Source organism: Streptomyces sp. NPDC052773, assembly GCF_044547145.1.
In the GTDB taxonomy this organism is placed as follows: domain Bacteria; phylum Actinomycetota; class Actinomycetes; order Streptomycetales; family Streptomycetaceae; genus Streptomyces.
The window spans coordinates 54388-65852 of record NZ_JBITZX010000021.1 but is presented as its reverse complement, the minus strand read 5'-3'; the positions used below and the strand labels follow the sequence as shown (position 1 = coordinate 65852).

11 protein-coding genes are annotated in these 11465 nt (G+C 74.1%); 6 read left to right on the top strand and 5 right to left on the bottom strand.

Annotated features, from left to right (window positions below):
• Positions 1 to 213: 213 nt before the first annotated feature.
• Positions 214 to 534 (bottom strand): hypothetical protein, encoded by a 321-nt coding sequence (locus ACIG0D_RS32785; RefSeq protein ID WP_399808341.1) that lies wholly within the window; start codon positions 532 to 534, stop codon positions 214 to 216.
• A gap of 408 nt (positions 535 to 942) precedes the next feature.
• On the opposite strand from ACIG0D_RS32785, the gene ACIG0D_RS32780 reads away from it, so the two are divergent.
• The 3 genes from ACIG0D_RS32780 to ACIG0D_RS32770 all read left to right on the top strand — a co-directional run bounded on the left by ACIG0D_RS32780 (position 943) and on the right by ACIG0D_RS32770 (position 3643).
• Positions 943 to 2139 carry a helix-turn-helix transcriptional regulator gene (locus ACIG0D_RS32780; protein WP_399808338.1) on the top strand — a complete coding sequence of 399 codons (1197 nt, stop codon included), beginning with the start codon at positions 943 to 945 and terminating at the stop codon, positions 2137 to 2139.
• A gap of 110 nt (positions 2140 to 2249) precedes the next feature.
• On the top strand, positions 2250 to 2876 hold the full coding sequence (locus ACIG0D_RS32775; RefSeq protein WP_399808335.1) for a UTRA domain-containing protein: 627 nt from the start codon (positions 2250 to 2252) through the stop codon (positions 2874 to 2876).
• An 8-nt stretch (positions 2877 to 2884) separates the two neighbouring features.
• A complete protein-coding gene (locus ACIG0D_RS32770) occupies positions 2885 to 3643 on the top strand; it encodes a glycosyltransferase family 2 protein (protein WP_399808332.1) in 759 nt (252 codons plus the stop codon).
• On the opposite strand, the gene ACIG0D_RS32765 is transcribed toward ACIG0D_RS32770, so the two are convergent.
• Positions 3633 to 3821 (bottom strand): ferredoxin, encoded by a 189-nt coding sequence (locus ACIG0D_RS32765; protein ID WP_365759913.1) that lies wholly within the window; start codon positions 3819 to 3821, stop codon positions 3633 to 3635. The genes ACIG0D_RS32770 and ACIG0D_RS32765 overlap by 11 nt on opposite strands.
• A gap of 117 nt (positions 3822 to 3938) precedes the next feature.
• Here ACIG0D_RS32765 and ACIG0D_RS32760 point away from each other — a divergent pair, with 117 nt between their 5' ends.
• Complete coding sequence (locus ACIG0D_RS32760; RefSeq protein WP_399808328.1) at positions 3939 to 4718, top strand: SDR family NAD(P)-dependent oxidoreductase; 780 nt, start codon at positions 3939 to 3941, stop codon at positions 4716 to 4718.
• A gap of 61 nt (positions 4719 to 4779) precedes the next feature.
• Here ACIG0D_RS32760 and ACIG0D_RS32755 read toward each other — a convergent pair whose 3' ends face one another.
• Both ACIG0D_RS32755 and ACIG0D_RS32750 read right to left on the bottom strand, forming a co-directional pair.
• Positions 4780 to 5553, bottom strand: a complete 774-nt coding sequence (locus tag ACIG0D_RS32755; RefSeq protein WP_399808325.1) for a TIGR03943 family putative permease subunit — start codon at positions 5551 to 5553, stop codon at positions 4780 to 4782.
• Positions 5550 to 6476, bottom strand: coding sequence for a permease (locus ACIG0D_RS32750; RefSeq protein ID WP_399808438.1), 927 nt, complete (start codon positions 6474 to 6476; stop codon positions 5550 to 5552). Before ACIG0D_RS32750 ends, ACIG0D_RS32755 begins: the two co-directional genes overlap by 4 nt.
• A gap of 213 nt (positions 6477 to 6689) precedes the next feature.
• Here ACIG0D_RS32750 and ACIG0D_RS32745 point away from each other — a divergent pair, with 213 nt between their 5' ends.
• On the top strand, positions 6690 to 8603 hold the full coding sequence (locus ACIG0D_RS32745; RefSeq protein ID WP_399808435.1) for an NAD-binding protein: 1914 nt from the start codon (positions 6690 to 6692) through the stop codon (positions 8601 to 8603).
• A gap of 40 nt (positions 8604 to 8643) precedes the next feature.
• Here ACIG0D_RS32745 and ACIG0D_RS32740 read toward each other — a convergent pair whose 3' ends face one another.
• On the bottom strand, positions 8644 to 10470 hold the full coding sequence (locus ACIG0D_RS32740) for a prolyl oligopeptidase family serine peptidase (protein ID WP_399808323.1): 1827 nt from the start codon (positions 10468 to 10470) through the stop codon (positions 8644 to 8646).
• 159 nt (positions 10471 to 10629) lie between these two features.
• Here ACIG0D_RS32740 and ACIG0D_RS32735 point away from each other — a divergent pair, with 159 nt between their 5' ends.
• Entirely contained in the window at positions 10630 to 11460 is an 831-nt protein-coding gene (locus tag ACIG0D_RS32735; RefSeq protein WP_399808321.1) for an SURF1 family protein, read from the top strand.
• Positions 11461 to 11465: the final 5 nt, after the last annotated feature.

Genomic DNA, 11465 nt, shown 5'->3' with positions numbered 1-11465 from the left:
CCCGGGCGTGGTCCGTGGCGACGCGGCGGAACAGGTCGTGCCCGGTGCGGCCGGTGTGGCGCAGGCACCAGTCCTGGGCTGCTTCCTGGTCGTGCTGTGGCCCCGATGTCTCCTCGCACTCGCCGGGCTTCGCCTCGCAGAAGGCCTCATAGACGACGCCGCCTTCCGGCGCGTGCCGGATCGTGTGGGAGACGAAGCGCATGACGGAGCGGGTCACCGGGCCTCCTCGTCGTCGCCGGGGGGCTCATCTTCCTTGTCCTCCGCGTCGGCCAGCCGTGCGCCGCGCGACTCCGCGACGCGCAGCGCGTCGACCAGGCACTCCGCGAGCCGCGACGCCGTGAAGCGCAGCTCTGCTACGGACGCCTTCGGGTCGCTCATCACTTCCTTGGCGCCGACGAGGACGTCCCCGCCGACACTGAGCTGTGCCTCTTCCATCTGGTCGGCGAGCCGGGAGAGGGCACTGTTCGGGTCGCTGCTGTACAGGTACGCGCGCTTGCCGTCCTCGGACCACGGCAGCAGGCGGGGGCGGTTCACGCGACCACCTCCGGGAGGTCGATGCCCTGCGGCGCCAGGACCAGCCCAGCGCGGCGCCGAAGGCGCCGATCGAGTTCTAGGCGGCGCTCGTAGGCGAGAACGTACGGCCGGACGAGCCCGATCGCTTCACCGTCCAGCGCAGGCACGCGCGAGCGACAGGGCACTGGGAGAGTCGCGGTCGACAGGCGCGCTTCCGTGTTCCGATGACGGCCCGCAGGGGGGAGCAGTAACCGAAGCAGCCGCGCTGTAATTTGAAGCATGTCGTCAACCTCCGAGCCAGGTTGGTGGCCACGCCCCCGGGCCGGTCGCACGGTCGCGGGGGTCTTTGCCGGTCACTCGACCATCGCGCGTCGGCACGACGTCGGCATAGTGGCCAGGTGTCGGCCACCTGTCGGCCACAATGGGGGCATGACCAGCGTCATCGGGGCCCACATCCGGCGGCTACGCGAAGCGCGAGGCTGGAGTCAGGCACGTCTGGCGCGCGAAGTGTGCCGGTTGGCGGGGGTCAGCGGTGAGCCCATCGGGCGGCAGGAAATCAGCCGGTACGAGACCGGGAAACGCACGCCTCGTGAGTGGTTGCCGGTCATCGCGGCGGCGCTTGGGGTGTCCGTGGAGGTGCTCCGCGCTCCGCAGGATGCTGTGCAGCCGCCCCTGCCGTCGCTGTCGGATTTCCTGCCGGACGGTGATCCGCTCGCGCCGCTCGAAGCCCGGACGGGGCGACGCATCAGCATGGCTCAGGTGGATGATCTCAGGCAGCGCGTGCATGGCCTACGGCTGGCCGACGATGTGTTGGCCGGAGGCGATCTGATCCGTCCCGCGCTACGGGAACTGCGGAGTGCTGTCCGGCTTTTTCGGGACTCGACACACACCGAGCCTGTAGGCCGCGAGTTACTGGGGCAGATCGGCGAGTTGGCGCAGATCGCCGGTTGGGTCGCGAGCGACGCCGGTCAGCACACGGAGGCTGAACGCATATACCGGCTGGGTCTGTCGGCCGCGCACCAGGCCGGGGACAGCACGCTCGCCGGGAACTTGCTCGGCTGCCTTGCCTACCAGACCACGAACACCGGTGATGTGCGTGAGGGGTTGACCATGGCGAGGGCGGCGCTGGATGCCGCCCGGGAAGCGCCACCACGGGCGCGAGCGCTGTACCTCGACCGGGTGGCGTGGGCCCATGCGAAGAACGGCGAGGTTCAGCCCGCGTTCCGAGCGCTGGGCGAGGCCGGGGAGGCGTTGTCCCGGCATGGTGGGGAGGAGGAACCCGGCTATCTGTATTGGGTCGACGCCGGGGAGTTGCAAGTGATGGAGGCCCGCGTCTTCACCGAGCTGCGCCGGCCTTTGAGGGCCGTGCCGATACTCCGGGATGTGCTCACCCGGTACGACGCGACACACACCCGCGAGCTTGCCTTGTACCTGTCGTGGCTCGCTGTTGCCCTGGCAGACGCCAACGAGCCCGAGGAAGCAGGGGCAACGGCGGAACGGGTTGTCACGCTGTCAGCCGGGATCACCAGCGAACGGACAGCCGACCGGGCCCGCGTTGTCCTGGACCGGCTCACCGAGTACGGCGACGTTCCCGAGGTGCGCGCCCTGCTCGATCACGTGGCTTGAAAAGTGGCCCCGCGCCATGCGGCCAGGGCGGGGTAGCCGGGACGGGTGGTGTGCATCCCCCGGGTGTCCCCACGGCTGGCGGATGATCCTGTTCCGCCTAGGCTGGGGACGTGTCCCAGGCGTACGAGAAGACCACGGACGTACCACGGCGGCCGGCCCGCACCCCGGCCGTCCGCGACAACAGCCGGCACCAGTGGGAGAAGGACCGCGCCCGGCAGCCGCGCGCGGCCTGCGCGGGTGACGGGGTCACCGAGTACGACACCGGACTGGCCACCGACGACCTGGAGTTCCACGCGGCCTACCGGCGGACCCGGGCGACGCCGGAGCTGGCCGAGGCGTTCGGCGTCCCGCCCGGCACCCCCCTGCTGGAGCGCTCCTACCGCACCCGGCACACCTCCGAACCCGCCCCCTTCAGCCTCGTCACCTCCTACCTCCGCCGCGATCTGATCGAGGCCAACCCCGATCTGCTGGACGAGACCAACGAGCCCTGGCCGGGCGGCACCCAGAGCCAGCTGCACACCGTCGGCATCGAGGTCGACCGCGTCGAGGAACGCGTCACCGCCCGCGCCCCGACCCCCGAGGAGGCCCGTGACCTGGCCCTCTCCCCGGGCACGCCGGTGATCACGCTGCGCAAGACGTCGTACGACATCCACGACCGCGTCGTCGACGTCGCCTTCTGCACGCTGCCCGGCGACCGCACGGAGCTGCGTTTCACGACCCGACTCGAAAGGTGGTGAGCGCCGCCGTGAGCGGGCGCGTCATCGTCGTCACCGCCGTGCACGCCCCGTCGGCGCGGTTCCTGCCCGAGGCTTACGCGTCACTGCGCGACCAGCGGCTGCCCGCCGGGTGGGAGTGGCGGTGGCTGATCCAGGAGGACGGCGAGAGCGACCGGGTCCGCCCCCACGTGCCCGACGACCCGCGGGTCTCCTTCCGCCAGGGCCGCCCCGGCGGGCCCGGGGTCGCCCGCACCCTCGCGCTCGCGCGCGCCGACGGGGAGTACGTGAAGGTCCTCGACGCCGACGACCGGCTCACCCCCGGCGCGCTCGCCCGCGACCTCGCCGCCCTGGAGGCGGACCCCACGCTCGGCTGGGCCACCTCCCGCGTCCTCGACCTCCTGCCCGACGGCTCCACCGCCGCGTTCCCCGGCGACCCCGACGAGGGCCCCCTCGAACCCGGCACCGTCCTCGCCCGCTGGTCGGCCGACGGCCACCGCCCGCCCGTGCACCCGGCCTCCCTCTGCGCCCGCCGCGACCTGCTGCTCGCGCTCGGCGGCTGGATGGCCCTGCCCGCCTCCGAGGACACCGGCCTGCTCCTCGCCCTGGACGCGGTCAGCCGCGGCTGGTTCACCCACGAGCCCGGCCTGCTCTACCGCAAGTGGGAGGGGCAGGTCACCGGCCGGCCCGCCCACGCGGACCCGGTGGAGCGTGCGGCCCGGATGGCGGTGGCTGCGGCCAGGGCGCGGGCGCTGGCCGACAGCGGGTGGCGCTGGCCCGTCACTCGGTGAGGCTGATCGCCTGGGACGGGCAGCCCTCGGCCGCCTCGCGGACCCTCGGGTCGTCGCCGGGCTCCTCTCGGCCCGGCAGGACGGCTCCGAAACCGTCCACCACGGTGAAGACGTGCGGCGCGCGGTAGACGCAGTCGCCGGAGCCGTAGCAGAGGTCGGGGTCGACGGAGACCTTCACGCGTCCTCCAGTGCGGTCGTGAGCGGGTGGATGTCATCGCTGGACTGCCCGGTCGGCACCGCCCTGAATCCCCGGCGTAGGTTGACGGCAGATGTCCGTCGATCCGGGGGTGCGCACATGAGCTCGCAGACCTATCTGTCCGACCTGTTCTCGCTGGACGGCCGGGTCGCCGTGGTCACCGGGGGCAGCTCCGGCATCGGACGGGCCGTGGCCGGGGCGCTGGCGCGGGCCGGGGCACGGGTCGTGGTCGTGGCGCGGCGCGAGGAGCAGCTGGCCGAAACCGTGGACGAGCTGACCGCCGACGGCTGCCGGGCCGGCTGGGTCAGCGCGGATCTCCGCACCCGGGAGGGTGTGCGGGCTGCCGCGGAGGAGGCCGCCGCCGTCTTCGGGGAGCCGGACATCCTGGTGAACTCCGCGGGGATCAATCTGCGTCCGCCGCTCGGCGAACTCGGTGACGACGTCTGGGACGCCATCCTCGCCGTCAACCTGGAGGCCCCGTTCCTGCTCGGGCAGCGGTTCGGGCCCGGCATGGCCGAGCGCGGCTTCGGGCGGATCATCCACATCAGCTCGCAGCAGGCGCACCGGGCGTTCGTGCAGAGCGGCGCGTACGGGGTGTCCAAGGGCGGTCTGGAGGCGCTGGCCCGGTCGCAGGCGGAGGCCTGGTCGCCGTACGGCGTCACCTGCAACACGCTCGTGCCGGGCTTCGTGATGACCCCGCTCAACGAGCGGCTGTCCTCCGACCCCGCCAAGGTCGCCGAACTCGCCGCCCGCACGATGATCGGCCGCAACGGCCTCGCCGAGGACTTCGCGGGCGCGGCGGTGTTCCTGGCGAGCCGTGCGTCCGCGTACGTCACCGGGCAGTCGCTGTTCGTGGACGGCGGGCTGTCCGTGCACTGAGCCCGTCGGCTCACCGGGACCATCGGCTCACCGGGTCCGTCGGCTCACAGGGCCCGTCGGCTCACAGGGCCCCGTCGTCGTAGGGATCGCGGGGTGCCGGGACCGGGCGGGCGCGGTCGACCTCCAGGTACGGCACGGGGCGTCCGTTGACGGGGTCCGCCGCGCGGCGGCCGGTGGCGGTGCCGGTGACCTCCAGCCAGCCGTCGGGGTCCAGGACCGGCGGGACCCGGCCGGTGAGGGCGACCTTGACCGGCTGGGCGTCCGCGGCACAGCAGTTGAGGGTCATCCGGACCAGATACGGCGTACCGTCGCGGCCGACCGCCACGAAGCCGGTGACGCGGACACGCCGGCCGTCGAGGGAGCGGCTGTCGTCGTAGACCGCGCGGGCCGCGTAGTCCGCGAGCCCCAGCCGGACCGGGTCGCCGGGCGGCAACGGCGCGAAGGCGGGCGGGCGTTGCAGGGCCGTACCGGTGCGCAGGGCGCTGTACGAGCCCAGGGCGGGCGGGGCGACGAGGACGAGGGCGAGGACGGGCAGGAGCAGCAGCCAGGAGACGCGGGGGGCGGGGTGGGCGGTGGCGTGGCGGGCGGTCTGGGCCGCGCTGTCGTCCGGAGCGCTGTGGCCTGGGGCGCCGTGGCCCGGGGCCCGCGCCGCGCGACCCTCCTTACGCGCGTACCACGCCGTCGCCCCCGCCGTCGCGATCAGTACGGCACCGGACGCGAGCAGCAGCGGGCGCAGCCCTTCCTTCACATAGCGCAGGGAGGTGTCACCGGCCCCGGTGTGCAGCAGCACCGCGCCGAGCAGGAACAGCACCGCCGTCTGCGCCGCCCGGCTCACAGCAGCACCGCCCCGGTCAGCGCCGCGCACCCCACGGCGACGGCGAAGGTGGCGGGCGCGAACCGCAGCGCGAAACCCCGGCCGAAGACGGCCGACTGCATCGCGATCAGCTTCAGGTCGACCATCGGGCCGACGACCAGGAACGCCAGCCGGGCGGTCGGGCTGAAGTGCGTCAGGGACGCCGCCACGAACGCGTCCGCCTCCGAGCAGATCGACAGCACCACGGCCAGCAGGGCGAGGGCGAGCACCGCCACCACCGGGTTCCCGGCCGCCGCGCGCAGCCAGCCCTCCGGCACCACCGCCTTCAGCGTGGCGGCAGCCGCCGCGCCGAGCACCAGGAAGCCGCCCGCGTGCGGCACGTCGTGGCGCACCGACCCCCAGAAGGCCTCGCCCCGCCCCCGACCCTCGTACTCCGGCCGGGACGGCGGGCGCAGCCAGTCGGCGCGGCCGAGCCGCTGCCACAGCCAGCCCATCGCGCACGCCGCGAGCAGTCCGGCCGCGAACCGGGCGGCCACCATCTCCGGCGCGCCGGGGAAGGCGACCGCCGTCGCGGTGAGGACGACGGGATTGATCGCGGGCGCGGACAGCAGGAACGCCAGCGCGGCGGCCGGGGTGACGCCCCGGCGCATCAGCGCGCCCGCCACCGGCACCGAGGCGCACTCGCAGCCCGGCAGCACCGCCCCCGCGAGGCCCGCGACCGGCACGGCCGCCGCCGGCCGGCCCGGCAGGGCGCGGGCGAAGAAGGACGGCGGTACGAGGACGGCGATCGCCGCCGACAGCAGCACCCCGAGCACCAGGAAGGGCAGCGCCTGCACGACCACCGCCACGAACACCGTCGTCCAGCTCTGCAGCACCGGCGCGGCCAGGAGACGGCGGACGGGGCCCTCGGCGAGGAGCAGCAGGGGCAGGAGGAGGGCGAGCAGGAGGGAGGAGTCGAGGCGAGTGCGGGCGGTCTCGGTGGTCTCGGTGGGGTCGGTGGTGTCGGCGGTGTCGGTGGGGTCGGCCACGTGGGTCAGTACGTCGGAAGCCGAACCGACGTTCAGTCAGTTTCTGGAACCACCAGCCCCATTGAGGCAGTGTTTCCTCATATGGGGAGCGTTCCGAATCAGGTTCCGCCGGGTGACGCGACCGCGCACATGGTGGTGTGCGGCGACGACGGGCTCGCGCACCGGCTCGTGGCCGAACTGCGGATCGTCTACGGCGAACAGGTCACGCTCGTCGTCCCGCCCTCCGGCCGCCGGGTGCGCCAGCCCGTCGTCGGCCGGGCCCGCGCCGCCTCCGCCGCGCTGCTCGACATGGTGAACGCCGCGGTGGGCCGCGGCAACGGAAACGGCAACGGAGGAGGCGCGAGCGCGGGCGGCTCCGAGACGGCCGGGGCCGAACGCGTCATCCAGGCCACCGAGTTGACGGAGGCCGTACTCGCCGAGGCGGGCGTGCAGCGGGCCGCCGCGCTGGCCCTGGTGTACGACGACGACGAGACCAACATCCGCGCCGCGCTCGCCGCCCGCCGCCTCAACCACCGGCTGCGGCTCGTGCTCCGCCTCTACAACCGGCGGCTCGGCCAGCACATCGAGGACCTGCTCGACCAGGCCGCCACCCTGGCCCTCGGCGACGGGGCCGGCGGCTTCGACGCCTCCACGACCGTCCTGTCCGACGCCGACACCGCCGCGCCCGCGCTCGCCGCCACCGCCCTGGCCGGCACCAGCAAGGTCGTCCAGACCGAGGGGCTGCTGCTGCGGGCGGTGGAGCGCCAGCCGCCCGCTCCCGGCGAGGTCGCCGACCCGGGACTGGCCACCCTGGCGCTGCTCTCCGCGACCAGCAACGACCCGGCCGGCGCGGACGGTTCGGAGGGCAGCGGGGAGCAGGGGCCGCAGCTCCTGCCGGACGCCGCGACGGTCCGCGCCGCCACCGGGCGGGGCGCGGTCGTCCTGGAGCAGGTGTCCTACACCGGCCCCGCCCACGGCGCCCGGCGCGGCGGCGCGCTGCCGTTCGGCTCGCTGTTCTCCCGGCGGCTGCGATGGTCGCTGTTCGGGCTGGTGGCGTGTGTGATCGGGCTCGCCGTGGCGCTGAAGGTGGTGACCGGCTCGCATCTGCTGCACGCCACCTACGTGACCCTCCTCGACCTCTTCGCGATCAACGAGCCCGCGCTGAAGGAGTCCACCGCCCGGCAGGTGCTGCAACTACTGTCCGGGCTGGTCGGGTTGCTGCTGCTGCCGGTGCTGCTGGCCGCGGTGCTGGAGGGCCTCGGCACCTTCCGGAGCGCGTCCGCGCTGCGCAAGCCGCCGCGCGGGCTCGGCGGGCACGTGGTGCTGCTCGGGCTGGGCAAGATCGGCACCCGGGTGCTGACCCGGCTGCGGGAGCTGCACATCCCGGTGGTGTGCGTGGAGTCCGACCCGGAGGCCCGCGGGCTCGCCACGGCGCGGCGGCTGCGGGTGCCGGTGGTGCTGGGCGACGTCACCCAGGAGGGTGTGCTGGAGGCCGCCAAGATCCATCGGGCGCACGCGCTGCTCGCGGTGACCAGCGCGGACACCACGAACCTGGAGGCCGCGCTGTACGCCCGCTCGGTGCGGCCCGATCTGCGGGTGGTGCTGCGGCTGTACGACGACGACTTCGCGACCGCGGTGTACCGCACCCTGCGGGCCGCGCACCCGCACGCGCTCACCCGCAGCCGGAGCGTGTCCCATCTGGCGGCGCCCGCGTTCGCCGGGGCGATGTTCGGGCGGCAGATCCTGGGGGCGATCCCGGTGGAGCGGCGAGTGCTGCTGTTCGCCGCCGTGGACGTGGGCGGACATCCGCGGCTGGAGGGGCGCACGGTGGCGGAGGCGTTCCGGCCGGGCTGGTGGCGGGTGCTGGCGCTGGACACCGGGCCGGTGGGGGACGGCGCCGACGAGGACGGTGAGGCCTCCGTCGCCGGACGGCCGTCGAGGCTGGTCTGGGACCTGCCCGACGGCTATGTCCTCAAGGACGGCGACCGTGTCGTCCTCGCGGCGACGCGGCGGGGGCTGGCGGAGCTGCTGGGGCGGCGCAGCCGGCAGCGGGCGGGGACGTGAGCCCCGCCCGTGCCGGGAGCACCGCCCCCTCGCCCCGGCGTCAGTCGGTGACCATACTCAAGTGGCGCTCGGCGAAGTCGAGTTCCAGTCTGACCTGCTTGATGCGCTCGTCCACCACCAGCGAGCCGTGACCGGCGTCGTAGCGGTACACCTCGTGGACCGCGCCGCGGGCCTCCAGGCGCTTGACGTAGTTCTCGATCTGCCGGATGGGGCAGCGGGGGTCGTTGACGCCGGCGGAGATGTAGACGGGGGCCTTGACCTGGTCGACGTAGGTGATCGGGGACGAGGCCTCGAAGCGCTCGGGGACCTCCTCGGGGGTGCCGCCGAGGAGGGTGCGGTCCATGGCCTTCAGGGCCTCCATCTCGTCGTGGTACGCGGTGACGTAGTCCGCGACGGGGACGGCGGCGATGCCGAGGGTCCAGAAGTCCGGCTGGGTGCCGAGGCCGAGGAGGGTGAGGTAGCCGCCCCAGGAGCCGCCGGTGAGGATCAGGCGCCTCGGGTCGGCGAGGCCGGAGGAGATCGCCCACTCGCGGACCGCGGCGATGTCCTCCAGCTCGATGAGGCCCACCCGGTGCTTCAGGGCGTCGGTCCAGGCGCGGCCGTAGCCGGTGGAGCCGCGGTAGTTGACGCGGACGACCGCGTACCCGTGGTCCACCCAGGCGGCGGGGCCGGCGGCGAAGGAGTCGCTGTCGTGCCAGGTGGGGCCACCGTGGATGTCGAAGACGGTGGGGAGCGGGCCGGTCGCGCCGGCCGGCTTCTGCACCAGGGCGTGGATACGGCCGCCGGGCCCCTCGACCCAGACGTCCTCGACCGGGACCGAGCCCGGCGACTTCATGCCCGGCGGGTCGAGGACGACACCGCCGCGCGTGGAGCGCACCGCGGACGGCTCCGCGGCCGACGACCACAGGTACTCCACGCTGCCGTCCGGGCGGGGCGTGGCGCCGGAGACCGTGCCGGGCGGGGTGGGGATCCTCTCCAGGCGGCGGGTGGCGAGGTCGTACCGGAACAGCTCGCTGCGGGCCTCGTAGCTGTGCGAGACGAGCAGGGCCGAGCCGTCCGGGAACCACTCGGCGCCCACGTCGCCGGGCAGCTCCAGGGCGAGGTCGGCCTCCTCCCCCGTGGCCACGTCCCACACCAGCGGCTCCCAGCGGCCTCGGCGCTGGTGGCCGATGAGCAGCCGGGTGTCGCCGTCCACCGGGGCGAAGCCCAGCACCTCAAGGCCCAGCTCGCGCGTGCCGTCCTTGGTGTCGTCCAGCTCGGCGACCGTGGTGCCGTCGGGGCGCAGCACGCGCAGCGCCGCGTGCATGGCGTCGCCGTGCTCGGTGTGCTCGACGGCGATCAGCGTGCCGTCGTGCGAGAGGTCGCCGACGCCCGCGGACTCGCGGTGCCGGTAGATCTCCACCGGTGCCTCGCCCTCGCGGGCCAGGTGGATCGTGGTGCCGTCCTCGTCGGTGGAGCGGCCGACCACCGCCGTACGGCCGTCGCGACCGAGGGCCAGGCCCGCCGGGTAGGAGGGGTCCAGGCCGGGGATCGCCGGCTCGTCCTCGCCGCCGTGGAAGGGCTGGCGGCGCCAGATCCCGAACTCGTCGCCGTCCTTGTCGTCGAACCACCAGATCCAGGCGCCGTCCGGGGAGAGAACCCCGTCCGTCGTGCCGTTGGGCCGGTCGGTGACCTGGCGCTGCTCGCCGGTCGCCCGGTCCCAGGCATACAGCTCGTACGTCCCCGTCGCGTTCGACACGAACAGGGAGCGGTCCGGCGCGTCCAGCGCCCAGTCGGGCAGTGACACCCGCGGCGCCCTGAAGCGCTTCTCCCAGTCCGGCATGTCCTCGGCCCGCTCCGGCGCGGCGACCCCGTTGCTCTCAGTCATGAGCCCATACTGCACGCCCGCGCCGACAATCCGCTGACACGGCCCCCAGCCTGTGGAAAACCTCCCCACCAGGCCTGTGGACGGACGTCCGGGCCCGACCCCGGCGACGGGCCCGACCCCAGCGGCGGGCCCGCGCCGCCGCCCCCGTACCGTTGAGGCGTGTACCGGTTTCTGCTGACGCCCCGCTGGTGGGGCATCAACGTCTTCGTGCTGCTCGCCATCCCCTTCTGCGTGTTCATGGGGTCGTGGCAGCTGGGCCGGTTCGAGGACCGCGTCGACAGCCATCGCGGCGCGAGCGAACAGGCCGCGCAGAGCCGGCGCGAGGCACCCCGCCCCCTGACCGAGCTGCTGCCGGTCGACAAGGCGACCGCGGGCAAGCAGACCACGGCGACCGGCACCTACGGCGAGCAGCTCCTGGTCCCCGACCGGGAGCTGGACGGCAAGCGCGGCTTCTACGTGCTGACGCTGCTGCGCACCGACGACGGCAAGGCCGTTCCGGTCGCGCGCGGCTGGCTGCCGGGCACCGCCGACCCGGCGAAGGCGCCCGCCCCGCCGTCCGGGAAGGTCACCGTCACCGGGGCGCTCCAGCCGTCCGAGAACCCCGGCGAGAACGGGGTCAGCGCGGCGGGCGGCCTGCCGGCCGGGCAGACCGCCGCGATCAGCGCGGCCTCCCTGGTCAACCTGGTGCCGTACGACGTCCACGACGCCTGGGTCACGCTGAACGAGGGCGACTCCGGGATGCGGGCGGTGCCCGTGGCGGCGACCCCCGACACCGGTCTCGACCTGAAGGCGTTCCAGAACCTCGGCTACACCGGCGAGTGGTTCGTCTTCGCCGGCTTCGTCGTCTTCATGTGGTTCCGGCTGCTGCGCCGCGAGATCGAGTTCGCCCGCGACGCGGAACTGGGCATCCTGCCGGAGGAGAGCGAGAGCGTCACGAACGAGACGCCCGCCGCCACCCCCAGCGGCGCCGCCGGCCCGTCCGGCGGCTGACCCGT

Bases quoted from the DNA above. Each gene is read 5' to 3' on its own strand.
- ACIG0D_RS32780 (WP_399808338.1), top strand. From the start codon at position 943: ATGACCAGCGTCATCGGGGCCCACATCCGGCGGCTACGCGAAGCGCGA.
- ACIG0D_RS32745 (WP_399808435.1), top strand. From the start codon at position 6,690: ATGGTGGTGTGCGGCGACGACGGGCTCGCGCACCGGCTCGTGGCCGAA.
- ACIG0D_RS32740 (WP_399808323.1), bottom strand. From the start codon at position 10,470: ATGACTGAGAGCAACGGGGTCGCCGCGCCGGAGCGGGCCGAGGACATG.
- ACIG0D_RS32760 (WP_399808328.1), top strand. From the start codon at position 3,939: ATGAGCTCGCAGACCTATCTGTCCGACCTGTTCTCGCTGGACGGCCGG.